At 72.6% G+C, this 26,006-nt stretch carries 26 protein-coding genes; 11 read left to right on the top strand and 15 right to left on the bottom strand.

Annotation, left to right across the window (positions count from 1 at the left end; translation table 11 throughout):
- Window positions 1–213 (bottom strand): heavy-metal-associated domain-containing protein, encoded by a 213-nt coding sequence (locus ACZ58V_RS20750; protein ID WP_189730559.1) that lies wholly within the window; start codon window positions 211–213, stop codon window positions 1–3.
- Between the two features lie 190 nt (window positions 214–403).
- On the opposite strand from ACZ58V_RS20750, the gene ACZ58V_RS20755 reads away from it, so the two are divergent.
- The gene (locus ACZ58V_RS20755) at window positions 404–1,366 is read left to right on the top strand and encodes a hypothetical protein (RefSeq protein WP_471291293.1); all 963 of its coding nucleotides are present in this window, start codon (window positions 404–406) and stop codon (window positions 1,364–1,366) included.
- Between the two features lie 3 nt (window positions 1,367–1,369).
- Here ACZ58V_RS20755 and ACZ58V_RS20760 read toward each other — a convergent pair whose 3' ends face one another.
- Together ACZ58V_RS20760 and ACZ58V_RS20765 are read right to left on the bottom strand one after the other, a co-directional pair.
- A complete protein-coding gene (locus ACZ58V_RS20760; RefSeq protein ID WP_468196092.1) occupies window positions 1,370–3,187 on the bottom strand; it encodes a glycoside hydrolase family 15 protein in 1,818 nt (605 codons plus the stop codon).
- 69 nt (window positions 3,188–3,256) lie between these two features.
- Window positions 3,257–4,036: a DeoR/GlpR family DNA-binding transcription regulator gene (locus ACZ58V_RS20765; protein ID WP_382829843.1), complete on the bottom strand. Its 780-nt coding sequence runs from the start codon at window positions 4,034–4,036 to the stop codon at window positions 3,257–3,259.
- Window positions 4,037–4,153: 117 nt separating this feature from the next.
- Between ACZ58V_RS20765 and ACZ58V_RS20770 the strand changes: the two genes are divergently transcribed.
- Window positions 4,154–5,035: an SIS domain-containing protein gene (locus tag ACZ58V_RS20770; RefSeq protein WP_468196094.1), complete on the top strand. Its 882-nt coding sequence runs from the start codon at window positions 4,154–4,156 to the stop codon at window positions 5,033–5,035.
- A gap of 36 nt (window positions 5,036–5,071) precedes the next feature.
- A complete protein-coding gene (locus ACZ58V_RS20775; RefSeq protein ID WP_471291295.1) occupies window positions 5,072–5,932 on the top strand; it encodes a class II fructose-bisphosphate aldolase in 861 nt (286 codons plus the stop codon).
- On the opposite strand, the gene ACZ58V_RS20780 is transcribed toward ACZ58V_RS20775, so the two are convergent.
- Window positions 5,922–7,052 (bottom strand): methyltransferase, encoded by a 1,131-nt coding sequence (locus tag ACZ58V_RS20780; protein WP_468196595.1) that lies wholly within the window; start codon window positions 7,050–7,052, stop codon window positions 5,922–5,924. The genes ACZ58V_RS20775 and ACZ58V_RS20780 overlap by 11 nt on opposite strands.
- A 68-nt stretch (window positions 7,053–7,120) precedes the next feature.
- On the opposite strand from ACZ58V_RS20780, the gene ACZ58V_RS20785 reads away from it, so the two are divergent.
- The 4 genes from ACZ58V_RS20785 to ACZ58V_RS20800 all read left to right on the top strand — a co-directional run bounded on the left by ACZ58V_RS20785 (window position 7,121) and on the right by ACZ58V_RS20800 (window position 10,482).
- On the top strand, window positions 7,121–7,765 hold the full coding sequence (locus ACZ58V_RS20785) for an alpha-ketoglutarate-dependent dioxygenase AlkB family protein (RefSeq protein WP_468196099.1): 645 nt from the start codon (window positions 7,121–7,123) through the stop codon (window positions 7,763–7,765).
- Between the two features lie 36 nt (window positions 7,766–7,801).
- Window positions 7,802–9,040, top strand: a complete 1,239-nt coding sequence (locus ACZ58V_RS20790; RefSeq protein ID WP_471291297.1) for an ROK family protein — start codon at window positions 7,802–7,804, stop codon at window positions 9,038–9,040.
- A gap of 116 nt (window positions 9,041–9,156) precedes the next feature.
- Window positions 9,157–10,047, top strand: coding sequence for an NAD(P)-dependent oxidoreductase (locus ACZ58V_RS20795; protein WP_468196106.1), 891 nt, complete (start codon window positions 9,157–9,159; stop codon window positions 10,045–10,047).
- A 12-nt stretch (window positions 10,048–10,059) separates the two neighbouring features.
- On the top strand, window positions 10,060–10,482 hold the full coding sequence (locus tag ACZ58V_RS20800) for a PPOX class F420-dependent oxidoreductase (protein WP_468196108.1): 423 nt from the start codon (window positions 10,060–10,062) through the stop codon (window positions 10,480–10,482).
- Between the two features lie 18 nt (window positions 10,483–10,500).
- Here the strand turns inward: ACZ58V_RS20800 and ACZ58V_RS20805 are convergent, their stop codons facing one another.
- The 3 genes from ACZ58V_RS20805 to ACZ58V_RS20815 are packed head-to-tail and all read right to left on the bottom strand — an operon-like array spanning window position 10,501 to window position 12,558.
- Window positions 10,501–11,409, bottom strand: coding sequence for a phosphotriesterase family protein (locus ACZ58V_RS20805; RefSeq protein ID WP_468196110.1), 909 nt, complete (start codon window positions 11,407–11,409; stop codon window positions 10,501–10,503).
- Entirely contained in the window at window positions 11,406–11,984 is a 579-nt protein-coding gene (locus ACZ58V_RS20810) for a DUF4865 family protein (RefSeq protein ID WP_468196112.1), read from the bottom strand. The genes ACZ58V_RS20805 and ACZ58V_RS20810 overlap by 4 nt, the downstream gene beginning before the upstream one ends.
- A 10-nt stretch (window positions 11,985–11,994) precedes the next feature.
- Complete coding sequence (locus ACZ58V_RS20815) at window positions 11,995–12,558, bottom strand: TetR/AcrR family transcriptional regulator (RefSeq protein ID WP_468196114.1); 564 nt, start codon at window positions 12,556–12,558, stop codon at window positions 11,995–11,997.
- Window positions 12,559–12,718: 160 nt separating this feature from the next.
- Here ACZ58V_RS20815 and ACZ58V_RS20820 point away from each other — a divergent pair, with 160 nt between their 5' ends.
- Window positions 12,719–13,009 carry an SHOCT domain-containing protein gene (locus ACZ58V_RS20820; RefSeq protein ID WP_468196117.1) on the top strand — a complete coding sequence of 97 codons (291 nt, stop codon included), beginning with the start codon at window positions 12,719–12,721 and terminating at the stop codon, window positions 13,007–13,009.
- A 61-nt stretch (window positions 13,010–13,070) separates the two neighbouring features.
- Here ACZ58V_RS20820 and ACZ58V_RS20825 read toward each other — a convergent pair whose 3' ends face one another.
- Together ACZ58V_RS20825 and ACZ58V_RS20830 are read right to left on the bottom strand one after the other, a co-directional pair.
- The gene (locus tag ACZ58V_RS20825) at window positions 13,071–13,613 is read right to left on the bottom strand and encodes an ATP-binding protein (protein ID WP_468196119.1); all 543 of its coding nucleotides are present in this window, start codon (window positions 13,611–13,613) and stop codon (window positions 13,071–13,073) included.
- A 183-nt stretch (window positions 13,614–13,796) separates the two neighbouring features.
- Complete coding sequence (locus ACZ58V_RS20830) at window positions 13,797–14,120, bottom strand: hypothetical protein (RefSeq protein WP_189730591.1); 324 nt, start codon at window positions 14,118–14,120, stop codon at window positions 13,797–13,799.
- 396 nt (window positions 14,121–14,516) lie between these two features.
- Here ACZ58V_RS20830 and cds1 point away from each other — a divergent pair, with 396 nt between their 5' ends.
- Window positions 14,517–15,641: an L-cysteine desulfhydrase Cds1 gene (cds1, locus tag ACZ58V_RS20835; protein WP_468196122.1), complete on the top strand. Its 1,125-nt coding sequence runs from the start codon at window positions 14,517–14,519 to the stop codon at window positions 15,639–15,641.
- Window positions 15,642–15,657: 16 nt separating this feature from the next.
- Here the strand turns inward: cds1 and ACZ58V_RS20840 are convergent, their stop codons facing one another.
- Window positions 15,658–16,125: an SRPBCC family protein gene (locus tag ACZ58V_RS20840; RefSeq protein ID WP_468196125.1), complete on the bottom strand. Its 468-nt coding sequence runs from the start codon at window positions 16,123–16,125 to the stop codon at window positions 15,658–15,660.
- Between the two features lie 63 nt (window positions 16,126–16,188).
- On the bottom strand, window positions 16,189–17,019 hold the full coding sequence (locus ACZ58V_RS20845; protein WP_471291301.1) for a DeoR/GlpR family DNA-binding transcription regulator: 831 nt from the start codon (window positions 17,017–17,019) through the stop codon (window positions 16,189–16,191).
- Between the two features lie 291 nt (window positions 17,020–17,310).
- On the opposite strand from ACZ58V_RS20845, the gene ACZ58V_RS20850 reads away from it, so the two are divergent.
- Window positions 17,311–19,701, top strand: coding sequence for a hypothetical protein (locus tag ACZ58V_RS20850; RefSeq protein WP_471291303.1), 2,391 nt, complete (start codon window positions 17,311–17,313; stop codon window positions 19,699–19,701).
- Here the strand turns inward: ACZ58V_RS20850 and ACZ58V_RS20855 are convergent.
- The 4 genes from ACZ58V_RS20855 to ACZ58V_RS20870 form a co-directional block, all read right to left on the bottom strand.
- On the bottom strand, window positions 19,671–22,106 hold the full coding sequence (locus ACZ58V_RS20855; protein ID WP_468196131.1) for a right-handed parallel beta-helix repeat-containing protein: 2,436 nt from the start codon (window positions 22,104–22,106) through the stop codon (window positions 19,671–19,673). The two genes, ACZ58V_RS20850 and ACZ58V_RS20855, sit on opposite strands and share 31 nt — an antisense overlap.
- A 232-nt stretch (window positions 22,107–22,338) precedes the next feature.
- On the bottom strand, window positions 22,339–22,944 hold the full coding sequence (locus ACZ58V_RS20860; RefSeq protein WP_471291305.1) for an Rv1733c family protein: 606 nt from the start codon (window positions 22,942–22,944) through the stop codon (window positions 22,339–22,341).
- 107 nt (window positions 22,945–23,051) lie between these two features.
- Window positions 23,052–23,945 carry an MOSC domain-containing protein gene (locus tag ACZ58V_RS20865; RefSeq protein ID WP_471291307.1) on the bottom strand — a complete coding sequence of 298 codons (894 nt, stop codon included), beginning with the start codon at window positions 23,943–23,945 and terminating at the stop codon, window positions 23,052–23,054.
- Between the two features lie 42 nt (window positions 23,946–23,987).
- The gene (locus tag ACZ58V_RS20870) at window positions 23,988–24,419 is read right to left on the bottom strand and encodes a DUF6643 family protein (RefSeq protein ID WP_189730607.1); all 432 of its coding nucleotides are present in this window, start codon (window positions 24,417–24,419) and stop codon (window positions 23,988–23,990) included.
- A gap of 296 nt (window positions 24,420–24,715) precedes the next feature.
- Between ACZ58V_RS20870 and ACZ58V_RS20875 the strand changes: the two genes are divergently transcribed.
- The gene (locus ACZ58V_RS20875; protein WP_471291309.1) at window positions 24,716–25,996 is read left to right on the top strand and encodes a TerD family protein; all 1,281 of its coding nucleotides are present in this window, start codon (window positions 24,716–24,718) and stop codon (window positions 25,994–25,996) included.
- Window positions 25,997–26,006 lie beyond the last annotated feature (10 nt).

Raw genomic sequence — 26,006 nt, forward strand, 5'->3', positions numbered from 1 at the left:
TCAGACCCGCCCGGTCAGCTCGTAGCCGGCCTCGTCGACGGTTTCCGCGATCGCGGCGTCGTCGGGCTCGGCGGCACTGGTGACGGTGACGCGTCCGGTGCCGAGATCGACGTCGACGCCGCTGACGCCGTCCAGCCCGCCGATGGCCTCGGTCAGCGTGGCCTTGCAGTGACCGCAGGACATTCCGGCGACGGCGTAGGTGGTGGCGGGCATCGGTGCCTCCTAGGGGTGCTTCCGGAGAATACGGGGCGGGGGTATCCCTCGCCGAGTTCCTGTATACCCCTGAGGGGTATAGGATGCAAGCGCGAGAACAGCTTGACTCGATACCCCCTAGGGGTATGGTGAACTGCATGGAGGCCCCGCATCCGAGCGGGAGGCCCGCTTCTTGGAGGAGACGCCGGCCATGAACACCGGACTGAAGATCACCACCTTCGCCGCCGCGCTGGCCGCGACGTTCGGCACGGCCTACGGCGTCGGACAGGGCATCGACCCCGTCGTCGCCGACCGCCCGCCGAAACACGAGGACGAGCACACCCGGCCCGCACCGGAGCCGGAGGAGAGCGGCGGCCACGCCGGACACGAGACGCCCCCGGCCGGCGGACTCCAGATCTCCGAGGGCGGCTACACCCTCGACCTCGAGACCCCGCGCGTCACCGCCGGACAGCGGGCCGACCTGCGCTTCACCGTCCGGGACGGCAGCGGCCGGGCCGTCACCGCCTACCAGCGCGAACACGAGAAGGAACTCCACCTCATCGTGGCCTCACGCGACCTGGTCACCTACCGTCACCTGCACCCCACCCGCGCCGCCGACGGCACCTGGAGCATCCCCGTCGACCTGCCCCGCGCGGGCGGCTACCGCGTCTTCGCCGACTTCACCCCGGCCAAGAAGGACGCCCGGAACCTCACCCTCGGCGCGGACCTCGCCGCCTCCGGCCCGTACCAGCCGGAGAAACTCCCGCCGGCGGGCACCACGGCCGAGACCAACGGCTACGACGTCGAGCTGGCCGGCGCCCTGCGCCCGGGCAAGGCGAGCGAACTGAAACTGAAGGTCTCCCGGGCCGGCAAGCCCGTCACCGACCTCCAGCCCTACCTCGGCGCCTACGGCCACCTGGTCGCCCTGCGCTCCGGCGACCTCGCCTATCTGCACGTCCACCCCAACGGTGAACCCGGCGACGGCACCACCCGGCCCGGACCGGACGTCTCGTTCACGGCCACGGCACCCAGCACCGGTTCCTACCGCCTGTTCCTCGACTTCAAGCACGAGGGAAAGGTCCGCACGGCGGCGTTCACCGTCCGGGCCGGCGGGGCTGCGGCCGACGGACCGGGTACCCCCGAGGGGCATGCGGACGACGGCCACGGGCACTGAGCCTCAGCCGAGCGCCCGGTCCAGGTTGAAGGCCGCGCTGATCAGCGCGAGATGGGTGAACGCCTGCGGGAAGTTGCCCTGCTGCTCCCCGGTGTGGCTGATCTCCTCGGCGTACAGGCCGAGATGGTTCGCGTACGTCAGCATCTTCTCGAAGGCGAGGCGCGCCTCGTCGATCCGGCCGGCGTGCACCATGGCCTCGACATACCAGAACGAGCAGATGGAGAACGTGCCCTCGTCACCGCGCACCCCGTCCGGGCTGGACTCCGGGTTGTAGCGGTAGACCAGCGAGTCCGACACCAGCTCCTCGGTGAGCACGTCCAGCGTCGACAGCCACTTGGGGTCCGTCGGGGCGATGAACTTCGTCAGCGGCATCATCAGCACGGCCGCGTCCAGCACGTCGCCGTCCTCGTGCTGGACGAAGGCCCGGCGCTCCTCGGACCAGCCCCGGCTCATGATCCGCCGGTAGATCGTGTCGCGGCACTCCCGCCAGCGCGGCAGATCGGCGGGCAGCCCGCGCCGGGTGGCCATCCGGATGGCCCGCTCGATCGCCACCCAGCACATCAGCCGCGAGTACAGGAAGTTCTTGCGGCCGCCCCGGGTCTCCCAGACCCCCTCGTCGGGCTGGTCCCAGTGCGCGCACACCCAGTCCACCAGCGCGCAGACGTCGTCCCACTGGCCGCTGGAAATGGGCTTGGCCCACTTGTCGTAGAGGTAGATGGAGTCGATCAGCGCGCCGTAGATGTCGAGCTGGAGCTGGTCGGCCGCCGCGTTGCCGACCCGTACCGGTGCGGAGCCCTCGTGGCCCTCCAGGTGGTCGAGGGTGCGTTCGGGCAGGTCGGTGCGCCCGTCGATGCCGTACATGATCTGCAGCGGGCCGGAGTGCTTGCCGTCGCCCGGGCTGATGTGCCGGGTCACGAAGTCCATGAACGCCTCGGCCTCGCCGGTGAAGCCCAGCCGCAACAGGGCGTAGACGCAGAACGCCGCGTCGCGCACCCACACGTACCGGTAGTCCCAGTTGCGTTCGCCGCCGAGCCGCTCGGGCAGGCTCGTCGTCGGCGCGGCCACGATCGCCCCGGTCGGCGCGTACGTCAGCAGCTTCAGCGTCAGGGCCGAGCGGTGCACCATCTCCCGCCAGCGGCCCCGGTACCGTGACGACGCCAGCCAGCGCCGCCAGTACGCGACCGTCGCCGCGAACTGCTCCTCCGCCTCCGTGTGCGCACACCGGCGGGGCGTCACGTCGCCGCCGACCTTGTCCAGCGCGAACACCGCCGACTCGCCCTCGCCGAGCTTGAAGTCGCCGCGCACGTCCGGCCCGTCGGCCTCCAGCGGCACGGTCGCGGTCAGCGCGAGCGCCATCCCGTCGGCTTCGAAGAGCGCCGTCTCACCGTTCAGCCGGACGGTGTGCGGCCGGGTGCCATAGTCGAACCGGGGAGCCACGCGTGTACGGAACGGGATCGAGCCGCGTACGCACACCACCCGCCGGATCAGCCGGTGCCGCTCGGCCTCCGCCGACTCGCCGTCCAGCGGCATGAAGTCCTGTACCTCGCCGACGCCGTCCTCGGTGAAGAACCGGGTCATCAGGACGTTGGTGTCGGGGAAGTAGAACTGCTTGGTCCGGGCCGGCACGGTCGCCGCCAGTTCGAAGCAGCCGCCGCGCTCCGCGTCCAGGATCGAGGCGAACACACTCGGCGCGTCGAAGGCCGGGCAGCAGTACCAGTCGATCGTGCCGTCCGTCCCCACCAGGGCCACGCTGCGCAGATCACCGATCAGCCCGTGCTCGGCGATCGGCAGATACCGCCGGCCGTCCGCTGTTCCCCGCATGGCAGCCTCCCTGCCCCGGTGAGCGCCTGGATTTCAGCTTAGGCCCGCCGAGGGGGAATGGGCCGGGTGTCACACCGTGACGACCCGCAGCCCGGCCTCCTCGAAGCGCCGCAGCGTCTCCGGGTCGGCCGCCGTGTCCGTGACCAGCGTGTCCACCGCCTCGGCCGCGCAGATCCGGGCGAAGGCGCGCTGTCCCAGTTTGCTGGAGTCGGCGGCCACGACCACGCGCTCCGCGCGCTCGCACAGCAGCCGGTTGATCGCGGCCTCGGCCTCGTCGTGCGCAGCCGCCCCGTGCGTGACGTCGAAGGCGACCACGCCGAGCACCGCCACATCGACGGTGATCTGCCCGAGCACCCCGTCCGCGAGCGGCCCGACCAGTTCGTACGACTGGGCCCGGGCCACCCCGCCGGTCAGCACGATCTTGAACTGGGGCCGTACGGCCAGCTCGTTGGCGATGTTCAGCGCGTTCGTCACGATGGTCAGCGCGGGTGACCCGGACGTCAGGTCCCCGCGCACGGCCAGGGCCCGCGCCACCTCGGTGGTGGTCGTCCCGCCGGTCAGCCCCACCGCCTCGCCGGGCGCGACCAGGTCCGCCACCGCCTTGGCGATGCGCTGCTTCTCGGAGGCGTGCCGGGCCGTCTTGTAGCGCAGCGGCAGCTCGTACGACACACCGTGCACGACCGCACCGCCCCGTGTGCGCACCAGCATCTGCTGCTCGGCCAGCCCGTCGAAGTCGCGGCGGATCGTCGCGGCCGACACCCCGAGCTCTCCGGCCGCCTCCTCGACGTCCAGCCGGCCGCGCTCCACGAGCAGGTCCAGCAGCGCCTTCCAGCGGGCGTCGCGCGACATCCGCACCTCCACGTCTCGATCTCCGGGCGACCCTAGCGCACCCGATCTCCCTTGATGCTTGATGTTGCTCGAAAGATGGCGATATCTTGCAGGAACAATCAGAGTGGAGAGTGTGGCATGACGCATGTCGAGGACGAGCTGATCAGCCAGCCCGAGTGCTGGACACGCGCCGCGTCGGAGGCGGCGGGGTACGCGGAGGTGTTGCCGGCGGCGGGGGAGCGGGTCGCGATCGTCGGCTGCGGCACCTCGTACTTCATGGCGCAGGCCGCCTCGGCCCTGCGCGAGGACGCCGGCCAGGGCGAGACCGACGCGTTCGCCGCCTCGGAATTCCCGTACGGCAGGGGCTACGACCGGGTCGTCGCCCTCACCCGCTCCGGCACCACGACCGAAGTCCTCGACCTGCTGGGCCGGTTGAAGGGCCGCACCCGCACCACCGCGATCACCGCCGACCCGGACACGCCCGTGAAGACGGCGGCCGACGAGCTCGCCGTGCTCGACTTCGCGGACGAGCGCTCCGTCGTACAGACCCGGTTCGCGACCACCGCCCTCACCCTGCTCCGCGCTCATCTGGGGCTCCACCCCGACACGGCTGTCACCGACGCGCGCACCGCCCTGGCGGAGCCGCTGCCCGAAGGCCTGGTGGAATGCGCCCAGTTCGCCTTCCTGGGGCGCGGCTGGACCGTCGGCCTGGCCAACGAGGCCGGGCTGAAGATGCGCGAGGCCGCGCTGGCCTGGGCCGAGGCCTACCCGGCGATGGAGTACCGACACGGGCCCATCAGCGTCACCACGAGCGGCACCGCGACCTGGATGTTCGGGGACGCGCCGGACGGTCTCGCCGAACAGGTGCGCGGCACGGGCGCGTTGTGGATCGCCGGAGCCCTGGACCCGCTCGCCGAACTCGTCCGCGCCCAGCGGCTCGCCGTCGCGGTCGCCGCCTCACGCGGCCTCGACCCGGACAGCCCTCGCCATCTCACCCGCTCGGTGATCCTCGCTCACTGACCTCGGTGGCCCTCGTTCACTGACCCTGGAGGCACCGTGCCCCTCACCACCACCGGCGAGCTCGTCACCCGCGCCGCAGCGGCCCGCTCGGCCGTCGCCTCGTTCAACGTCATCACGCTGGAACACGTCGAGGCCGTCATCGCGGGCGCCGAGTCCGTGCACGCCCCCGTCGTGCTCCAGGTCAGCCAGAACGCGGTCAAGTTCCGCGGCGGGCAGCTGCACCCGCTCGCCCGCGCGGCCGTCGCCGCGGCCGAACACGCCGCCGTACCGGTCGCGTTGCACCTCGACCATGTACAGAGCGACGCGCTGCTGTACCAGGCGGCGGACGCCGGCTTCAGCTCCGTGATGTACGACGCGGCCCGGCTGCCCTACGCGCAGAACCTCGCCACGACCCGGGCGGCCGTCGACTGGGCGCATGCCCAAGGACTGTGGATCGAGGCCGAGTTGGGGCAGATCGGCGGCAAGAGCGGCAGGCCTCCGCTGGACGCGCACGCCCCCGGCGCCCGCACCGACCCCGACGAGGCCCGGGCCTTCGTCGCCGACTCGGGGGTGGACGCCCTGGCCGTCGCCATCGGCAGCGCCCACGCCATGACCACCCGCACCGCGACCCTCGACCACGCCCTCCTCAAGCGCCTGTCGGCCGCCCTGGACGTCCCGCTCGTCCTGCACGGCTCCTCCGGCGTCCCGGACGACGAACTCACCGCGGCCGTCGTGGGCGGCATCGCCAAGGTCAACATCGGCACCGCCCTGAACATCGCGCTGACCGGTGCCATCCGGGACTTCCTCGCCGAGCGCCCCGAGGCCGTCGACCCGCGCGGTTACCTCACGGTGGCGCGGGAGGCCATGACACGGGCGGTGGCCCGAGCCCTCCGGACCCTCGGCCCGGCTACCGCTTGACGGCCTTCAGCACCACGAACTTCGGGTCACCGGCGACCAGTCGGCTGTTGCCGAAGATCCGCCGCAGCGTGACGTGGTAGCCCAGATGCCGGTTGCCGATCACCCACAGCTCACCGCCCGGCCGCAGCACGCGCCGCGCCCCGGTGAACATCCGCCGGGCCGTGGCGTCCGTCGTCGCCTGGTGGGAGTGGAACGGCGGGTTGTTGAGGACCAGGTCGACACTGCCCGACGGCACACCGGCCAGCCCGTCGCCGACCCGGAACTCGGCATGCCCCGGCACGCCGTTCGCCTTGTACGTCGCCTCCGCCGAGGCCACGGCCTGGAACGACTCGTCCACGAACAGCACCTCGGCCTCCGGGTCGGCCAGCGCCACCGCCGTACCGACCACGCCGTTGCCGCACCCCAGATCGACCACTCGTCGCCCCTGGCCGCTCGGCAGATGCCGGAGGAAGAACCGGGTGCCGATGTCGAGCCGGTCGGCGCAGAAGACCCCCGCGTGGTTGACGACGGTGCCTCCCGCGGCCGGGCCGATGCCGTCCGGCAGTGTGTAGACGTACGGCCATGGACTGGCGGGCCGCTCCAGCGCGGGATCCGGCGTGCAGAAGATCAGCCGGGCCTTCTTCTCGGCGAGCGAGGTGCGGGTCGGGCCGAGGATCCGCTCGAACAACTGGAGCGTCGAGGTGTGGATCTCCTTCACCATCCCCGTGCCCACGACCACGGTCCCCGCATGCACGGCCGGCGCCAGCCGCAGCAACTGGTCCTCCAGCAGCGCCAGACTCTTCGGCACCCGCACCAGGAGGACGTCGACGCGGTCGGGCGGCGGGTCCTGCGTGGTGAGCAGCCCGACCGCGCCGGGCTCGACGCCGTGCCGCGCCAGGTTGGCCCGGGTCGCCTCCTGGGTCAGATGGGAATCCGTGATCTGCGTCGGCCGGTGCTCCGCGAGCGCCGTCACCAGCGCGCCCCACCGGTCCCCGACGGCCACGACCGTGCCCGACAGCGGGACCCGCTCCTGCGCCAGATGCCTCAGCAGGTACTCGTCGGCAGCGTCCCAGGCACGCAGCCTGTCACGCGGATCCTCGGGGAAACGGGTCAGCGCGAACTCGCCCCACGGCGTCGTCATACGGTCGTTCATCGTGCGTCAAGGCTAGCCGAGCCGCAGCTCAGGCCGTGTCGGGCAGGATGGGAAGCATGGACGGCGAGCTGTTCCCCAGGGCCCGTACGCAGGTGGCACCCGGCGCGGTGCACCTGCCGGACTGGCTGGACGCCGAACACCAGCGCGCGTTGCTCGACGCCTGCCGCGACTGGGCCCGCCCACCCGCCGGACTGCGCACGGTCCGCACCCCCGGCGGCGGCACGATGACCGCCCGGCAGGTCTGTCTGGGCTGGCACTGGTACCCGTACGCCTACGCCCGCACGGTGGCCGACGGCGACGGTACCCCGGTCAAGCCGTTCCCCGAGTGGCTGGGCGACCTGGGCCGCCGAGCGGTCCAGGACACCCTGGGCGCCCCAGCAACGGCTGCCTACGACATCGCACTGATCAACTTCTACGACGGCGACGCCCGCATGGGCATGCACCGCGACAGCGACGAGAAGTCGGACGCGCCGGTGGTGTCACTGAGCCTCGGCGACACCTGCGTCTTCCGCCTCGGCAACACCGAGACCCGCACCCGGCCCTACACCGACGTCGAGCTGCGCAGCGGCGACCTGTTCGTCTTCGGCGGCCCGTCCCGGCTCGCCTACCACGGCGTTCCCCGGGTACACGGGGGCACGGCACCGCCCGGGCTGGGCCTGACCGGACGGCTCAACATCACGCTCCGGGTCAGCGGTCTGTAGGCCGGCGGCCCGGCGGATCATGGGAGACTCGCCCTCATGAGCGGGAAGGCGGACCCCCGGCAGGCGGGGGATGGGAGCACCTCGAGGACGCGGCTGGACCGGGGGCGCGGAGCGCTCGGACCCGCGCTGGAACTCGTCCACACCGGACGCGCGCCGACCCGGGCCGTCCTCACCGCCGAGCTCGGAGTGACCCGGGCGACGGCCGGCGCGGTCGCCGCCGAGCTGGAGGCGCTCGGGCTGATCCGGGTCGACGCCCGGCCCGGCGCGGCGGCCGGATCCCAGGGCAGGCCCTCACACCGGCTGGCCGTCGCCGAGAACGGCCCCGTCGCACTCGCCGCGCAGGTGCACGCCGACGGATTCCGGGCGGCGCTGGTCGGACTGGGCGGCCGGATCGTCGCCACCGCGCCCGGCTGCGAGGTCGTCGACGCGGACCCGGCGAAGGTGCTCGCGTCCGTCGTCACGGCGGGCGCCGAGTTGCTGCGGGAGACGGGGCGCCGGTGTGTGGGCGCCGGACTCGCCGTCCCGTCCGCGGTCGCCGAGCCCGAGGGCTCGGCGCTCAACCCGCTCCACTTGGCCTGGCCCGCGGGCGCGCCCGTCCGCGACATCTTCGCCGAGCAGGTGCGCGCGGCCGGCATCGACGGACCCGCCTTCGCCGCGAACGACGTCAACCTCGCCGCGATCGCCGAGCACCGGCACGGCGCCGGCCGCGGCGCCCGCGACCTGCTGTGCGTGGCCACCGGCCACCGGGGCGTCGGCGGTGCGCTCGTCCTCGACGGCCGCCTCCACAGAGGCAGTTCAGGCCTCGCCCTCGAGGTCGGACACCTCACCGTGCACCCCGAGGGCCGCCCCTGCCACTGCGGCAGCCGCGGCTGCCTGGACGTCGAGACCGACCCGCTGGCCTTCCTCACGGCGGCGGGCCGCGACCCGGGCCCCGAGGTGTCCCTGCTCCAGCAGTCCATCGACCTGGTCCGCCACCACTACGACGACCCGGGTGTACGCACCGCCACCGAGGCCCTCATCGACCGGCTCGGCCTCGGACTCGCCGGCCTGGTCAACATCCTCAACCCGGACCGCATCATCCTCGGTGGCCTCCACCGCACCCTCCTGGACGCCGACCCCGACCGCCTCCGCGCGGTCGTCGCCGACCGCAGCCTCTGGGGCCAGAGCGGCGGTGTCCCCATCCTCCCGTGCACCCTCGACCACAACAGCCTGGTCGGCGCGGCCGAGCTGGCGTGGCAGCCGGTGCTGGACGATCCGCTCGGGGCGCTGACCTAGAGGGCATGCCCCGTAGGAGTGCCCGCGCCGCTCCCGGGCAGGCGAGCCCCGAGCGGGCAGGCTGGTTCACAGGCAGTACGCCCGCCGCACCGCACCACCGAGGAAGTAGACGCGCAATGACCGACAAGCTCACCGTGAGCGTCCTGGGCACCGGCATCATGGGCGCGGCCATGGCCCGCAACCTCGCCCGGGCCGGACACACCGTCCGCGCCTGGAACCGCACGCGTGCCAAGGCCGAGCCGCTGGCCGCCGAGGGCGTTCAGATCGTCGACACGCCCGCGCAGGCGGTGCGGGACACCGACGTCGTCCTGACCATGCTCTACGACGGTCCGGCCGCCATGGAGACGATGCGCGAGGCAGCCCCGGCCCTGCGTCCCGGCATCGCGTGGGTGCAGTCCACCACCGCCGGCATCGAGGGCATCGCCGATCTGGCCGCCTTCGCCCGCGAGCACGGCCTCGTCTTCTACGACGCACCCGTCCTGGGCACGCGTCAGCCCGCCGAGGCCGGTCAGCTGACCGTGCTCGCCGCCGGGCCCGCCGACGGGCGGGACAGGGTGACGCCGGTCTTCGACGCCGTCGGCGCCCGCACCGTGTGGACCGGAGAGGACGGGGCGGCGGGGGGTGCCACCCGGCTGAAGCTGGTGGCCAACAGCTGGGTTCTCGCCGTCACGGCCGCCGCCGGTGAGGCCCTGGCGCTGGCCAAGGCCCTCGACGTCGATCCGCACGGCTTCTTCGACCTCGTCGCCGGCGGCCCGCTCGACATGGGCTATCTGCGCGCCAAGTCCGAGCTGGTCCTCGACGACCGGCTCACACCGCCCCAGTTCGCGGTGAGCACCGCCGCCAAGGACGCCCGCCTGATCGTCCGGGCCGGTACGGACAACGGCGTCCGCCTGGACGTCGCCGAGGCGGCCGCCACCCGCATGGAGCGTGCCGCCGCCCAGGGCCACGGCGACGAGGACATGGTCGCCGCCTACTTCGCCAGCTTCGACGAGAAGACCGACTCCTAGGAGGTTCCCTTCATGTCCAAGCCGCCGCTGCCGCCCGAGGCCGACGCCCTGCTGAGCCGGCCCAACCCGTGCGTCATGGCCACGCTGCGCTCCGACGGCACGCCGGTCTCCACCGCCACCTGGTACATGTGGAAGGACGGGCGTGTTCTCATCAATCTCGACGAGGGCCGCGTACGCCTCAAGCACCTGCGCCGCGACCCGCGCGTGACCCTCACCGTCCTCGCCGGTGACGACTGGTACACCCACGTCACCCTCATCGGCAGGGTCACCGAGATGTACGACGACGAGGGCCTGGCCGACATCGACCGCCTCGCCCGGCACTACATCGGCAAGCCCTACCCGGACCGCGTCCGCCCCCGGGTCAGCGCCTGGATCGAGGTCGACCGCTGGCACGGCTGGGGCGAGCTGAAGGACAGCGACCAGGCCGGAGGATGATCCCGGCGACCACGCCGGTCAGCGCCACTCCACCGCGAACGCCCGGCCCGGGTTCTCCGTGAGGACGCGCCCCACCAGGTCCTCGCCCACGGCGTGGACCAGCCGGTGCCGCACCCGGCGCAGCAGATACGGCATCCCGGGGCCGCCGCCCACCGAGCGGGCGGCGGCCGTGGTGGTGTCCGCGCCCAGCAGCACCCGGTCACCGAACCCGGCGTCGGCGAGGGCCCGTACGGCGTCCGGCATCCGCCAGTCCGTGGCGTGGTGGGCGTATGACGGCCCGTCGAAGGCCAGATAGCAGCCGGACTCCGCCGCCTGCCGGTGCGTCACGGGGTCGGGGGAGCGGTTGAGATGCCCGAGCACCACACGGTGCGGCGGCACCCCCAACTCCCCGCACAGCAGGTCCAGTACGTCGAGCGCGCCCGTGCCCAGCTCCAGGTGCACGGCGATGGCCGCCCCCGTCGCGTGATGCGCCTCGGCCGCCGCCGCCATGGTCCAGCGCGCGTGCGCGTCCAGTGCGTGGAACCCGCCCGCGACCTTGACGAGCCCCGCCCGTACCCCCGACACCCCGATGCCCTCGGTGAGTTCGGAGACGAAGACGTCGGCGAGCCGGCCCCGCAGCCCGGCGAGTGTGTCGTCGTCGTAGTGCACGGCCTGGTGCAGCCCCGTCGCGGCGACCACGTGCACGCCGGTCTCCCGGGACAGCGGCGGCAGATCGGCGGCCCGCCGCCCGAGCCCGTACGGCGTCCACTGCACCACGGTCCCGCCGCCCTGCTCCCGGAACGCGGCCAGCTCCGCCCGCGCCGCCGCCACGCTGCGCAGCTCCTGGCCGGGCAGCCGGGGACTGCCGAAGAACAGATGGTCGTGGGCGTCGCACACACCCAGGTCTCCAGGGGGTACGTCCCCCAGCACCGTGCGTATCGCGCTCACCACTGGCGCCCCCGGGGCAGCCGGTCCCGGCCGGGCGCGGACAGGTGCAGCACCTCGAACACGTCACCGTCGGCCTTGGGCGTGTCGTGCTCCCAGAGTGAGAAGTGCACCAGCTCCCACCGGCTCGTGTCGACGGCGGCCGCCGCGAGCAGGGCCCCGTCCTCCGCGGCCAGCCGCCGGGCCTCGCCCGCCGCGTTCGCCACGACATCGGCCAACAGCCCTCCATCAGGTACCCGTTGGCGGCTCCGCACCGCGAACCGCGCCCGAGATCCGCCCCCTTCCTCGTGCGCGAGCCCCGTCCACTGCCGCACGGACGGCCGCCCGAAGTCGTCACCGAGCCGCTGGAACCCGCCGCCCCACAGAAAGGAGTTCATGCCTTCCACGGTGTTCCACAGATAGAAGGGCGCGTACTGATTGACCGGCGAGCCCCGCAGACCGCGCTCGCGCATCAGATAGGCCTTGAGGCCGAGGCCGTCCCAGTCGTCGAGCAGCCGCCCCACCCGGGCGACCCGGTCGCGGATGACGCCCATGTCGTAGTCGGCCGGCAGGGTGAGTTCGTACTGCATGGCGTGCACGGAAGCCTCCTCAGGCGGGACGGGGTGCCAGCAGCGAGAGCAACCCCCGCACCCCCGCGTCGAACGCGGCGGGGGAGCCGGAGGCGCGGGCGAGGACATAGCCGCCCTGGACCGTGGCCACGACCGCCGCCGCGATCTCCCCGCCGTCCAGCGAGGGCGCGAACTGGCCCTGCTCCTTGCCCTCCTCGACGATCGCGGCGATGCGCCCCCGGATCCAGTCCAGGGTCTCCTCGACCGGCGCACGCAGTTCGTCGCTCGCGATCACGTCCGGGTCCATCGTCAGCCGGCCGATCGGACAGCCCCGCAGCACGTCCCGCTCGCGCCGCAGATACGCCTCGACGCGCTCGTACGGCGTGCCCGGGCCGTCGAGTACTCCCTCGGCGGTAGCCCGCATCTCCTCGGCGGTCCGCCGGATCGCGACCAGTGCGAGATCGGGCTTGCCCTTGAAGTGGTGGTACATGCTGCCCTGCCCGGCGTCGGCGCGCTCCAGGATCGCCTTGGGGCTCGTGCCCACATAGCCGCGCTCCCACAGCAGCTCGCGGGTGGACTCGATCAGCCGTTCCGAGGTGCTCATGCCCTTCACTGTACATACCAGTAGTTACAGACGTCGAGGCCTACTTCCCACGAAGTACGCGGACTGCCGCCGGCCGTACGACGACCGGTGGCCCCTTGCGGGGCGATGCTCGGAAGCACGGAGAGGACATCGCGGCAACGGATCCGAGGAGTTGGACGACATGCAGACCCTGGCGAACTTCGGCGACGGCGGCGGGCCCGGCCCGTGGATCCTGTTCTTCCCCTTGATCTGGGCGCTGGTGATCGGCGGCGGCATCGTGCTGCTGCGCCGCACCGTGTGGCGAGGCCGCCGGGGCGGCCCCTGGCGGCAGCCCACCGTCGAGCACGACTCACCCATCGCCGTACTCGGCCACCGCTTCGCCTCCGGCGAGATCGACGAGGACGAGTACTGGCGTCGACTGTCCGTCCTGAACGAGGAGTTCGGACGCTCGGCCACGGGCGGTGGTGCCTGAGCATGCCGACCGGATGAGTCAACTCGGAGTGACCGCCGTGCGAAGGGTGGTCACCGCCCGGTCAACCGGCAACGGCGGACCGGGCGGGAGCATGGTCGGGCCGCAGCCCGTCGGGGGAGGGCCCGACCTCCGCGAACCTGCGCACGGGCTTCTCCATGTCCAGGACCGCGCGGCGCGCCCGGCGCGTCGGCGCCGCCACCACGGAGGTCGGCAGGGTGAACCACACGACCTTGCCGGACTCGCCGTCCGGCCGGACGCCCCAGCTCTCGCTCATGGCGGCCACCATCGCGAGCCCGCGCCCGCACGTCGCCAGCGGCGCGATGTCCTGGGGATCCTCCACCACGGGCATCCGCGGGTCGTGGTCGTGCACCGAGACCGTGAGCCGGTCGAGGAGCAGCTCTATCTCCACGGTGCAGGTCTTGTCGGGCTGGGCATGCCGGTGGACGTTGGACAGCAGCTCCGTCACGCCGAGCGAGGCCCGGTCGATGAGGGCGTCCAGATGCCAGTAGCGCAACTGCGCAGATACGATTCTGCGGACCTGGCCGATCCGCGACGGCAGAGCTTGAAGCTCCACCGTGCAGTGTCTGTTTGGGTAGCTGATCACGGCTGCGACTCCCCGACGTGAGGTCCGGAAGAACACGGAGTTCGGATCCAGCAGGGCGCCTTCAGGACACTGCCGCCCGCTGTCATGTCCGGCGGGCTGGTTCGCAGCGTTATCGCCGGTAAACCCAGAGTGACGTGAGACCAGAGTGACGCAGGGGGTGAGGTACCGCAACTCGCGGACATCTCAGTCGCCACGCCCCGCCGCTCGGCGCACGGCCTCGATGAAGCGCCGCGCCGCGGGCGGCCCCGGCTCGCCCGGGGCGGGGTCGTGATCGCCCAGGGTGAGCAGGTACCGATTGCCGTTGAGATCCGCCGTGGCCCGGCCGTCGGGGCCGAACCAGGGCCTGGAGGCGCGTACCGCCTGTACCGGCGCGCTGTCGATCTCGCTGCCGTAACTCGTCAGCAGCTCGAGCCGGCCGTCGCTGATCCGGACCTGTCCGGCCCGGGTGAGCGAACGCAGCCGCTTCCCGATCCGCACGCCCGTGGCCTTGAACTCCGGCTCCGCCATGCCACCCGCCCCCTTGTGCGCTCGGTGTACCGGCCCGCGCTCCCCGCGGCGCCCCGGTACGGGCCCGTGTACTGCTCCAGTGTGCCTCGGAAGCCTGCTCCGGCGGTGCTCGTACCCCTGCCGGTACCCCGTGCGGGGCCTCGGTCCCGCGGTGAAGTCTGCCCGCACCCGGCGTCGAGCACCAGTACGTGCGACCCCCTCGCCGGGGGGCGCCCGCAGCACACACGCGAATGCGTCCCCGGGACCGCGCGCCCCCTTGCCCCGGCCTCTGCCCCAGGGGGCGCTTTGGGGGGCTCAAAGCTGCGTTTATGCAGGTGAGAAGCGTGCGGAAGCTGCTTATCATCGAGGTGTCGGCCGCGCGACGTGCCGTCGGCGCGAAGCGTTAGGAGCACCCCCGTGAGCACTCCCCAGCAGACCCGGACCGGCGTGACCCTCGACGTCGACCACAGTGACGCCGGCTACCGTGCGTGGCTGAAAGAGGCCGTCCGCAGAGTCCAGGCCGACGCCAACCGCTCGGCCGACACACACCTGCTCTCGTTCCCTCTTCCGGAGCGGTGGGGCATCGACCTGTACCTGAAGGACGAGTCGACCCATCCCACCGGCAGCCTCAAGCACCGGCTCGCCCGCTCCCTCTTCCTCTATGGCCTGTGCAATGGCTGGATCCGGCCGGGCAGACCCGTGATCGAGGCCTCCAGCGGTTCGACGGCCGTCTCCGAGGCGTACTTCGCGAAGCTCATCGGCGTTCCCTTCATCGCCGTCATGCCGCGCACGACGAGCACCGAGAAGATCCGCCTCATCGAGTTCCACTCCGGACGGTGCCACTTCGTGGACGACCCTCGCACGATGTACGAGGAGTCCGCCCGTCTCGCGGCGGAGACCGGCGGCCACTACATGGACCAGTTCACCTACGCCGAACGGGCCACCGACTGGCGCGGGAACAACAACATCGCCGAATCCACCTTCCGCCAGCTGCGCCTGGAGCGGTATCCCGAGCCGGCGTGGATCGTCGCCACCGCGGGCACCGGCGGCACCTCCGCGACCCTCGCGCGCTACATCCACTACATGCAGTACGACACCCGCGTCTGCGTGGCCGACCCGGAGAACTCGTGCTTCTTCGACGGCTGGACCACCGGCGATCCGGACGTCACGTACGACTGCGGCTCCCGTATCGAGGGCATCGGCAGGCCCCGTATGGAACCGAGCTTCGTGCCGGGCGCGATCGACCGGATGATGAAGGTGCCCGACGCGGCCAGTGTCGCCGCCGTGCGGGCACTGGAGCGGGCCATCGGCCGCAAGGCGGGCGGTTCGACGGGCACGGGTCTGTGGAGCGCGCTGAAGATCGCCGCCGAGATGGTGGCCGAGGGTCGGCAGGGAAGTGTCGTGACCCTGCTGTGCGACCCGGGGGACCGGTATCTCGACAAGTACTACTCGGACACCTGGCTGGCCGCCCAGGGGCTGGACATCGCGCCGTACACCGCCGCGATCGACTCGCTGCTGGAGACGGGCGTCTGGCCCGACTGAGACCAGGCCCGCGGCATCAGGCCGCCAGCCTCCGGTCCAGCGCCGAGACGGCATCCCGGAAGGCGCGCGCCTGGGCGATCCGTATCGGCTTCATGGCGAGCCGGTACGCCGCCGTCCCGTCGGTGGCGAAGGTCCACCGCACCCGGGTGCCGTCGCCGGCCGGCGCGAGCCGCCACTCCTCGACGATCGCGCGCACCCCGGGGATGTTGGTGACGTCGACGCGGTAGGCGTACACCTCGGGCTCCTTCGCCGCGATGACGGACTCGCGGAACCGGACGCCCCCGCTGAGTGTGATGTCGCGGCCCGCACCCCCGTCGACCGGGCGGGCGGCCGTCACCTGGGGAAACCAGTCGACCCAGCCGGGCACGTCCGCCAGCGCGCGGTAGACCGCCTCCACCGGAGCCGAGATCACCAGCGCGGAGACATGCCGCACGGGCGCGGTCCCGGCGAAGTCGAGCCCGACCGGGCGCAGACGGTGAGCCATGGGCGAAGCCCTCCTCGCACGCAACGGGCGATGACCGGAAGCGTCACCCTAGCTGGCGGCCCGTCAGATGTCTGCCTCGTCCTCGGGTTCCCCGGCCACCACCAGCCGCCGCAGATGCTCCACGACCACCCCGCGCGCCTCGTCCGGCAGGCCGGCGTCCGTCACGAGCGTGTCGATCCGCTCCAGCGAGGCGAACGAACTCAGGCCCACCTTGCCCCACTTGGTGTGGTCGGCGACCACCACCACCCGCCGGGCCGACTGCACGAGCCGCCGGTTGGTCTCGGCCTCCGCGAGGTTCGGCGTCGACAGACCGGCCTCGACCGATATGCCGTGCACACCGAGGAACAGCAGGTCGAAGTGGAGCGCCGCGATCGCCTGGTCGGCCACCGGTCCCACCAGCGAGTCGGACGGAGTGCGCACACCACCGGTCAGCACGACCGTGGCAGCGCCCTGCCGCGGGCCCGAGGTGCGCTGCGCCGCGTGGAAGACGTCCGCCACCCGCACCGAGTTGGTGACCACCGTCAGATCCGGCACGTCCTGCAACTGGTGAGCGAGCGCGAAGGTCGTCGTCCCGCCGGACAGGGCGATCGCCGCGCCCGGCGCGACCAGCTTGGCCGCGGCCCGCGCGATGTCCTCCTTGGCGGTCAGCTCCAGGCCCGACTTGGCCTCGAAGCCCGGTTCGTGCGTACTCGCCTCGACAACCGGGACGGCGCCGCCGTGCACCTTCTCCAGTACGCCCTGGCGGGCCAGCGCGTCGAGATCGCGGCGGACCGTCATGTCCGACACGCCGAGCTTGCGGGTCAGCTCGTTGACCCGGACACCGCCCCGGCGGCGGACCTCGTCGAGGATCAGGGATCGCCGCTGCTCCGCGAGGAGGTTCTGATTCTCGCTCACGTACGCTCCGGTCCTTTCGCCTCATTGCCGTCCGACTCGCCCAGCACACCCGCCCCCACTAGGACATTCTCCCCGGGCTCCGGTGCGCGGACGTCTCATCCTCGCATGTCGCGGAGTCGCCGGCGCCACCGACCGCTCGTCGCGCACATGCCACTTGCTGCTCATCCGTCGCTTCCCCGCATCACGGATCGGTGAGATTCCGTGACAGGAGGTGTACGGCGCCGCGGAAGTGGAGATCCTTGTGCCCGCGCGGACAGAGCCGACGGCGTGTCACGGGGGAAGTGCGAATCAGTGGAACATGCGCAGGAACAGGTCTCGACCGGCGGGCCTGACCAGCCCGCCCGACGGCCCGGCGAGACCGGGACCGCCCTGGAACTCCTGGTCCACGGCGTGGGCGGCACCACGCCGCAGGACATGCTCAACGATCCTCGGACGGTGCGGATCACCGGCGACAACATCGCGGCCGTCTTCCGCCGCGCCGACGACGTCGACGCGGAGACCAGCCCCGACGCCCACCGCCGCGACGGCCCGGTGCCCGAGGCCTACGTCTGGTGCAACCTCACCTCCGGCAACGGCACCCGCGCCCTGTGGCTGTTGCTGCTGCCGTTCATGGTCGTCAACCTCGCCCACTGGATGCGCCCGACCGCCCGCGGCCGAAGACGCACGGTGCGCCTCTACGGCCTCCTGGTACGGCTGGCGGGCCTCACCTTGACGGTGCTGCTCGTCGCGGCGGCCTGCGAGGTCGCCCTCGACCTGGCGGCATGGCAGTGCGCGGGCACCCTCGAGTGCGCCGACCGCCACTCCTGGCTGGGCTTCCTCTCGCCCACCGTCTCGGACGGCGGCTGGTGGAGCAGCCCCGGCCGCAGGCTCGCCCTCGCCGCCTTCGTCCCCACCGCCCTGACCGCCCTGCTGTGGTACCTGTCCAAGCGCACCTGGAGCGACTACGAGTCCCAGCAGCCGATCGACCGCGCCCCCGAGCCCGACGGGGACGGCAGCCCGACCGCGCTGGGCCGGCCCGGGTTCTGGTACGGACGCCGGCTGGTGGCCCGGCTGCGCGCCGCGCACACCGCCGCCGGACTGATCACCGTCGCGGCCGCGGTCGCCAGTGCCGCCGCCCGCCGCGACCGCGAGCCCGGCGGCCCCGCCGCACTGAACATCCTGGGCCTGCTCCTGGAAGCGGCCCTCGTGGCCTGCGCGGTCGCCGTGGTATGGGTCGTGTGCCGCCGGGGCCGCAGCGAGAGGCGCCTCGACCGGGAACTCGACGAACGCCTCGTACGACGCCTGCCGCTCGCCGCGCTCGTCCTGCTCGGCCTCGCCCTGCTGTACGCCGGGTGGGAACGCCCCGGCTGGGAGTCGGCCGGGCGGCTGCCGGGAGACATGACCTTCGGCGGTATCGCCCTGGTGCAGGGGCTGCTCGTGATCGTCCTCGCCGTCGTCGCCCACACCCTGCACCGCACCGACCCCGACCGGCGGGCCGTGCTGCGCGGCCTCGGCGGACCGGCCGTCGCGATGCTGGCCTGCGCCCTGGGCGGGGTGATGTCCGGCGGCGTGGCCCAGCGCGTGTCCGACTGGCTGGACGGCACCGGTACCTCGATCGACGGCCCACCGGTCCTGCTGACCTGGCAGGCGTCCGTCATCCCGCCCCTGATGGTGGTGCTCCTGGTGCTCTTCGGCTGGCTGGGCCGGCGCGCCTGGCAGCTCGCCCGCGACGAGCGCGAGGCCGTGGCACGCGACTACCCGGACGAGGCCCAGGACCGCGCCCGGACCCGCCGTATCGCCTACACCCGCGCGATGGCGGCGCTCACCGACCGGGGACCCCGCATCGTCGCCGTCACCTCAGGCGTCACCCTGCTGCTCGGCGCCGGAGCACTGGTGGGCGCCCTGACCACCGACGAGACACCCGGGGAGGCCGCGCAGGGCTCCTACCCCGTCGTCCACGGCGCCGCGGAGACCGCCCAGGCCCTCGGCTCCTGGCTGATCGGCCTCGGCTTCATACTGTTCGTCACCTGGGGCCGACGCGCCTACAAGGACGCGGCGGCCCGCCGCACCATAGGCATCCTCTGGGACGTCGGCACCTTCTGGCCGCGCGCCGCCCACCCCTTCGCCCCGCCCTGCTACGCCGAACGCGCCGTGCCCGACCTGACCTGGCGGATGGCGACCTGGACCCGGACCACCGGCGGACGGCTGGTCATCTCCGGGCACTCGCAGGGCAGCGTGCTCGCCGCCGCGGCGGCCTGGCAACTCGCCCCGTCCGCCCGCAGACGTGTCGCACTGCTGACCTACGGCTCCCCGCTGGAACGCCTCTACGGCCGCTGGTTCCCCGCGCACTTCGGCCCCGCCGCGCTCAGCTCACTGCACCGGGAGGTCGACTGCTGGCGCAACCTCTACCGGCTCACCGACCCCATCGGCGGCCCGATGCGCCTGCCCGGCGACCGCGGCCACCAGGTCGACCACGGCCCTCTGAAGGACCCACTCGCCTACGGCCGCACGGACTCGCTGCCGCTGCCCGCGCCGATCCTCGGCCACTCCGATTACCAGGCCGACCCGGCGTTCGCCGAGGAGCGCCGCAAGCTGCTGGCCCGGCTGCGGCCGGGCCTGCCATCACCCCGGCACCCCGGCGAGCCGCCCTGCCCGGGCCCGGAGGGGGATCCTCAGAGCAACTCGGGCAGGTCCTCGGCGTAGAGCAGCGTCAGGTCGTCCGTGCTCGGCTCCGCGACTTGGGCGACCCGGCTCGCGTGGCGCTCCACCATCGCCTCGAACGTCTGCCGTGCGGTACGGCCGTTGCCGAACGCCGGGCCCTTGGGGAGCTCCGTGAAGTACTTCCCCAGGGCCTCGCCCGCGCCCTGCGCCAGCCGGTACTCGTGCTCCTCGGCCTGCTGCTCCACGATACGCAGCAGGTCCTCGGGGCCGTAGTCGCTGAAGGTGATGGTCCGCGAGAAGCGGGACGCCACACCCGGGTTGACCGACAGGAAGCGCTCCATCTCGGCCGTGTAGCCCGCGACGATCACCACGACCGCGTCCCGGTGGTCCTCCATCAGCTTCACCAGCGTGTCGATGGCCTCCTTGCCGAAGTCGCGGCCCGCGTCCTCGGGGGACAGCGCGTACGCCTCGTCGATGAACAGCACGCCGCCGCGCGCCTTCTCGAAGGCCTCCTGGGTGCGGATCGCGGTCGAGCCGATGTGCTCGCCCACCAGGTCGACCCGGGACACCTCGACCAGGTGCCCCTTCTCCAGCACGCCGAGGGAGGCGAGGATCTCGCCGTACAGCCGCGCGACCGTCGTCTTGCCGGTGCCGGGGGAGCCGGTGAAGACCAGGTGCCGCTTGACCGACGCCGCCTTCAGGCCCGCCTGCTGCCGGCGCCGGCCGACCTCGATCATGTCGGTGAGGGCGCGCACCTCGCGCTTGACGCTCTCCAGGCCCACCAGCGCGTCCAGTTCACCGAGGACCGCCTTGGAGGTGCGGGACGGCTGCTCGGGCTCCACGGCCGGGGCCGGCAGCGCCGGTTCGGCGCGCTGCTCCGGGAGGGCGCCCAGCAGACCGGGGGAGTGGCTCACCGTCTGCACGGCCGTCTCCGGGGCCGCGGGTGCCCTGAGCCCCACGCTCTCGTCGCTGGTGCAGTCCTCCACCACGGGGCCCGTCCCGGACGCCGCGTCAGCGCCGCTGTCCGCGAACTCGTAGCCGCCGCGCGTGCACCGCTCCGTGCGGCACTTCCTGAGCGTCGTACGGCTGCCGTCGATCACATGGAAGCCGTAGCCGCCGCTGCCCGTCACCCGGCAGTTCTGGAAGCTGCCGCGGCCACCGGCCGAGACATAGACCCCGGCCTCAGCGGGGGAGTCGATGGTGCAGCGCTCCACGGTGGGGTCGGCGCCCTTGGTGACGATGACGCCGGTCTGGGTGCCGTCCAGCGTGCAGTTGTTGAGGGTGCCGCCGCTGCCGTGGTCGCGGAACCAGGCGCCCGTCGCCGCGTCCCGGATCCGGCAGTCGTCGAGCTGGGCGGTCGCGCCGTCGCTCACCGAGACGGCCGTGTTGCGCACCTGCGACAGGTCGCTGTCGACGACGTCAGCGCGCGAACCGCGGTCGAGGACGAACAGCGCGTCCGGCACGTCGTGCACCCGGCACGAGTCGAGCACCGCCGTGGCCCCGTCGCTCACCCACACCGCCGGGTAGTCGCCCGTGCTGTCGAAGATCTCGCACTGGTTGGCGTCCACGCGCGTGCCCGGGTCCCACACCGACAGGCCGTTGCGCCCGAACTGCCGCACCGTGGTGCGCGTCAGCGTGAGGACCGAACGCGAGCGCAGGTCGACCGCGTTCTCCGGGATGTCGTGGATACGGCAGTCGGCCAGCGTCAGCACGGCGTCCGTGTCCAGCGTGACACCGTCGGCCGTCGTCCGGTGCACATCGCAGTCCGTGAGGTGTGCGGTGGCCCGGCCGGTGATCTGCACCCCGCTGCCCCGGACCTCGTAGATCTCGCAGCCCACCGCCTCCAGCGCCGAGTTCTCCCCCGTCACCGACAGCCCCGAGCCCGAGGTGTGGTGCACCCGGCAGCGCTCCAGACGGGGGTGGGCGCCGCCGCGCACCGCCACGCCCGACTGACCGGCCGCGACGACCTCGCACTCCTCGAACACCCCGCCCGCGCCGTCGAGTACGGCGATGCCGACGCCCGCCGGATTGTCGACCGCGCAGCGCCGGACCGTGGGCCGGGCGTTGCCGCGCACCTCGATCCCCGCCGCCGAGCGGGTGACGACCCGCACATCCCGCAGCTCCGGTGTGCCCTCCTCCACCAGGACGGCCGGGGCGGCCGAGTCCTGGCCCTCCACATGCAGGTCCTGCACCACCGCCGAGGCGCGCACGGTCAGCGGCACCCCGTCCAGGGGCGCGATCCGCACGGAGCCGGGGGAGCCCTCGGGCCCTCGCAGGGTCACCGCGCGCTGCACGACGAGGTTCTCCCGGTAGGTGCCGGGGGCGACGGTGAGGACGTCTCCGTCGGCCGCGGCCTCCAGGGCAGCGGCGAGCGATGCGTACTCACCCGTGCGGCGCCGCCACCGCGACGTGCCGGTGTGCGTCACCTGGACCGTGCCCTGTGCCATGGTGTAGCTGTGCCCCCACCTCGGTCGTACTGATGGCTCGTTCGCCCTCGGGGCGCTTCAGCCCGTGTCGTGAGTCGCGGCCGTGCTCGGCCTCTCGGGGCCTGCGCGCGCACGCGGCAGCGACACCGGCGCGCCCCTCCTGCTCGCTCGCGCGCGGGTTGTGCCGATCGTCTCGGCCGGACCACCGTAGCGTGCGCGCGGGTGGTGGGTTGACCAGAGTCGGAAGGCCGCCTCAGCTGCCCGTGCCCGTCCTGCCCCAGTCCGGGCCCGCCTTGTCCCATGCCTGGTCCCAACGGGCGTACCTGCGGCGGACCATGCGCCAGACGATCAGCCGCCTGCCGCCCTCGACGAGGCCGCCGGCCGCCAGGGCCGCGCCTATGCCGCCGAGGACCGCGTGCGTCGACGCCGTCGCGGAGTCGAGCGGGCGGGCCACCATCCGGCCGTGCCGGTCGGTCCATATCCGGAACTCGTCGCCCTGCCGCGGGTCCTTGAGGCCCGCCAGGACCGGGCCCTGGTGCGCGGTGCCGTCCGGGGCGGTCCAGTCGGCGAGGACACGGTTGCGCAGATCCCTGCCCGTCGAGGTCTCCGGGTCGGCGTCGAGCGGGGAGCGGTCCAGCTTGCGGACCACCGTGGCCGTCACCAGATGCCGCGCCTCGTGCTGCGTCCGGACGGACTGCTGCAGCGTGTCCTGGGCGGCGCCTCCGACGAGGGATCCGGCCACTGGGACGACCAGGAGGATCAGCAGCAGGGCGGTCAGCGCCACCCAGGCCTCGGCCAGATCGGTCGCGCGGCACAGCGGATTGCGCCGCCAGCGCCAGAGCCCGCTGATCGCTCGCACCGACCGCACCCCCTTCCCGCTCCGTGATAACCCCCCGCGGAGCCCTCCACGCTCGGACCCGTCGAAGAGAGAGCCAAATCACCTCTCACGGGTCTCTCATGAATTTCTCACACAAGGCCAACGCCCGGGCCCGCGACGGGGTTCCCGCCCCGGTCGGAGACCTCCTGCCCGTGCTGATCGAGGATCCTGACCGGGTCACCGACCCGGATCGTGCCCCGGGACAGGGGCACCAGATTCTGTCCGAAGACCAGCTTGCCGCCGAGCCGCCGGTGCCGCCCCAGGCTGTACAGAGGCTCGCGGCCGCGCTCGCCCGTGCCCTGGTCGGTGGTGGTCACCACGCACCGGCCGCAGGACTTCGCGACCCGGAAGGACACCTCCCCGATGGCGATGCGCGCCCACGCGTCCTCGGCCCAGGCGGCCGTGCCCGCCACGACCACGTTCGGCCGGAAACGGTTCATGGGCAGCGGGCCCTCGTCCGCGTGGTCGCCTTGCGCGATCAGGGTGTTGAGGGCGTCGAGCGAGGCCGTCGTCGTGAGCAGCAGCGGGAAGCCGTCGGCGAAGGAGACGGTTTCGCCGGGCCGTGCGTACTCCGGGTCGACGGGGCGGCGCGTGGCCGGGTCGGGCATGTACACGAGACGCGCACCGATGCCGAGATAGGCACTGCACCAGGCGTGCGCGGCCTCGTCCTCGGCCGGGACCGCCTCGACCTTGTCGCGGAAGATCTGCACCGGCACCGTGCCGAGGGGCCGGGGAACGGGCACCGTCAGCGGCTCCATACCGGGCGCGGACAGCCGGACGCCGCCGTCCGGCAGGAGTTCTGCGGCGGCGGACACGAGGCGCGGCCGCTGGCGTTGCGTGACGACCTTTCCCCCGTCGTCGATCAGCACCCAGCGCCGGTCTCCGGCCAGCCCCCAGGGCTCCACGACGGCCTTCCGGGGCGCCAGGCCCCGGACCGCCTTGACCGGATGGACGTGGATCGAGTGCAGATGCGCGTTCCCCATGGGGCCATCGTGCCAGTCGGCACCGACAACCCCCGGGAGCGCTCAGTAACCGCGGTACTGCTGGTTGTTGTACGGGTCCTGATAGGGAGCCGGTGCGGGCCGGGGAGCCGCGGGGCGCATCGCCTCGTAGCCCCCGCCGGGCGCCGCCGGGCGCGGCTGCTGCGGCTGAGGGCCGGGATAGCCGCGCGGTGCGGAGGCCTGCTGCGGGATGTACGCAGCGGGCGCCTGCTGGAGCGGGGCGGGCTGCTGCGCCTGCGGATAGCCGTAGGCGGGCTGGGAGGGGGCTGCCGGCAGAGCGGGCAGCGCCGACGGAAGGGCGGGCAGGTTGCTGCCGGGCATGTCGTATTGCGCGGGGACCCGGATCGGGGCGATCTGCGGGGTGCCCCGCTCGGCGACGAGCCTGTCGTAGATCGGGGTGTCCGGGAAGGAGGCGGAGTAGTAGCCGCCGCCATAGGTGGAGCGGGGGGAGGTCATGCCACATAAGTTAAGCCAACGATGTGCTGGTTGGGGAGACCGATAAGAGGGTTGTTTTCCGCGTCGTCAGTGACCTGGGATCCCCAATGCGAGCGAACTCGCCAAAAAGGGGCACCGAACAGGGTTCTGATCGTGTAAAGGCCGAGTTCCGGGCCGGTTACCAGGGGTTGGCCACCGGTCTCCCGGTGGCGGCTCATGGGAGTTCGCGGCCAGGAGGAATAGGTTGTGCGAACGGAACTCGACGGACAGCCGGGATGTGCCTGGCGCGGTGATACGCGATGGGGGCGGACATGCAAATGCTGAAAGGTTCAAACACTCCTGTGCCTACCGCGGCACTGCGGGTGGAATTGGGCTGGCGGACCGGACCGGGCGTGCCCGACGCCGACGCCTCCGCTTTGCTGCTGGTAAGCGGGAAGGTGCGCTCCGACGCGGACTTCGTCTTTTACAACCAGCCCGCGCACTCATCCGGCGCCATCCGTCACGAGGGCAAACGGAACGCCGACGGCCGGGTGACCGACGCGCTCCTCGTCGACCTCACGCGCGTGGAGCCCGCGATCGAGACCGTCGTCCTCGCCGCCTCCGCCGACGGCGGCACCTTCGGACAGGTCCCGGACCTGTACATCGAGGTCCAGGATGCCGGCCGGAGCACTCCGATGGCCCGCTTCGACAACCCGGGCGCCACGACTGAAACCGCTTTCGTGCTGGGCGAGTTCTACCGCCGCCAGGGCGCCTGGAAGTTCCGCGCCGTCGGGCAGGGCTACAGCAGCGGGCTCGAAGGGCTGGCCACCGAGTACGGCATCACGGTGGACGAACCGCAGCAGACCGCCCCGGCCGCGGCACCGCCCATGGCCGCGCCCCCACCGCCCGCCGCGCCCCCGCCGATGACGCGGCCGACGGCCCCGCCCCCGCCCCCGGCGCCTCCGGCTGCACCGGCACCGGTCCGCCTGACCAAGGTGACGCTCACCAAGGCAGCCCCCTCCGTCTCGCTCACCAAGCAGGGCGGCACCTCCGGCGCCCTCCACGTGAACCTCAACTGGGAGGTGCGCAAGCAGTTCTCGGGGTGGAGCAGCAAGTTCGGCCGCCCGGCCGCGATGCACTCCGACCTCGACCTCGACCTGTGCGCGCTGTTCGAACTCACCGACGGCAGCAAGGGCGTCGTACAGGCCCTCGGCAACACCTTCGGAGCGCTGCACCAGCCCCCGTACATCCACCTCGACGGCGACGACCGCACCGGCGCCGTGGCGGCCGGTGAGAACCTCACCGTCAATCTCGACCACAAGAACGCCTTCCGGCGCATCCTCGTCTTCGTCACCATCTACGAAGGCGCCCGCTCCTTCGCCGACCTGAACGCCACCGTCACGCTCCAGCCGCAGTACGGCGCCCCGATCGACTTCTCCCTCGACGAGTGCACGGTCCCCTCGCCCGTGTGCGCGCTCGCCCTGATCACCAACACCGGCGGCGATCTGGTCGTCCAGCGGGAGGCGCGCTACCTGGTGCCCGAGCGCGGGGTCAGCCCGCAGCGGACGGTCGACCACGCCTACGGGTGGGGCATGAACTGGACCCCCGGCAGGAAGTGACCACCCTGCC

It is taken from the genome of Streptomyces sp. NPDC040589, from assembly GCF_055594445.1.

What these genes read in the sequence shown, in the direction of transcription:
- ACZ58V_RS20750 (WP_189730559.1), bottom strand. Translation starts at nt 213, where the DNA reads ATGCCCGCCACCACCTACGCCGTCGCCGGAATGTCCTGCGGTCACTGC.
- ACZ58V_RS20755 (WP_471291293.1), top strand. Translation starts at nt 404, where the DNA reads ATGAACACCGGACTGAAGATCACCACCTTCGCCGCCGCGCTGGCCGCG.
- ACZ58V_RS20760 (WP_468196092.1), bottom strand. Translation starts at nt 3,187, where the DNA reads ATGCGGGGAACAGCGGACGGCCGGCGGTATCTGCCGATCGCCGAGCAC.
- ACZ58V_RS20765 (WP_382829843.1), bottom strand. Translation starts at nt 4,036, where the DNA reads ATGTCGCGCGACGCCCGCTGGAAGGCGCTGCTGGACCTGCTCGTGGAG.
- ACZ58V_RS20770 (WP_468196094.1), top strand. Translation starts at nt 4,154, where the DNA reads ATGACGCATGTCGAGGACGAGCTGATCAGCCAGCCCGAGTGCTGGACA.
- ACZ58V_RS20780 (WP_468196595.1), bottom strand. Translation starts at nt 7,052, where the DNA reads ATGACGACGCCGTGGGGCGAGTTCGCGCTGACCCGTTTCCCCGAGGAT.
- ACZ58V_RS20785 (WP_468196099.1), top strand. Translation starts at nt 7,121, where the DNA reads ATGGACGGCGAGCTGTTCCCCAGGGCCCGTACGCAGGTGGCACCCGGC.
- ACZ58V_RS20790 (WP_471291297.1), top strand. Translation starts at nt 7,802, where the DNA reads ATGAGCGGGAAGGCGGACCCCCGGCAGGCGGGGGATGGGAGCACCTCG.
- ACZ58V_RS20795 (WP_468196106.1), top strand. Translation starts at nt 9,157, where the DNA reads ATGACCGACAAGCTCACCGTGAGCGTCCTGGGCACCGGCATCATGGGC.
- ACZ58V_RS20800 (WP_468196108.1), top strand. Translation starts at nt 10,060, where the DNA reads ATGTCCAAGCCGCCGCTGCCGCCCGAGGCCGACGCCCTGCTGAGCCGG.
- ACZ58V_RS20815 (WP_468196114.1), bottom strand. Translation starts at nt 12,558, where the DNA reads ATGAGCACCTCGGAACGGCTGATCGAGTCCACCCGCGAGCTGCTGTGG.
- ACZ58V_RS20820 (WP_468196117.1), top strand. Translation starts at nt 12,719, where the DNA reads ATGCAGACCCTGGCGAACTTCGGCGACGGCGGCGGGCCCGGCCCGTGG.
- ACZ58V_RS20830 (WP_189730591.1), bottom strand. Translation starts at nt 14,120, where the DNA reads ATGGCGGAGCCGGAGTTCAAGGCCACGGGCGTGCGGATCGGGAAGCGG.
- ACZ58V_RS20840 (WP_468196125.1), bottom strand. Translation starts at nt 16,125, where the DNA reads ATGGCTCACCGTCTGCGCCCGGTCGGGCTCGACTTCGCCGGGACCGCG.
- ACZ58V_RS20855 (WP_468196131.1), bottom strand. Translation starts at nt 22,106, where the DNA reads ATGGCACAGGGCACGGTCCAGGTGACGCACACCGGCACGTCGCGGTGG.
- ACZ58V_RS20865 (WP_471291307.1), bottom strand. Translation starts at nt 23,945, where the DNA reads ATGGGGAACGCGCATCTGCACTCGATCCACGTCCATCCGGTCAAGGCG.
- ACZ58V_RS20870 (WP_189730607.1), bottom strand. Translation starts at nt 24,419, where the DNA reads ATGACCTCCCCCCGCTCCACCTATGGCGGCGGCTACTACTCCGCCTCC.
- ACZ58V_RS20875 (WP_471291309.1), top strand. Translation starts at nt 24,716, where the DNA reads ATGCTGAAAGGTTCAAACACTCCTGTGCCTACCGCGGCACTGCGGGTG.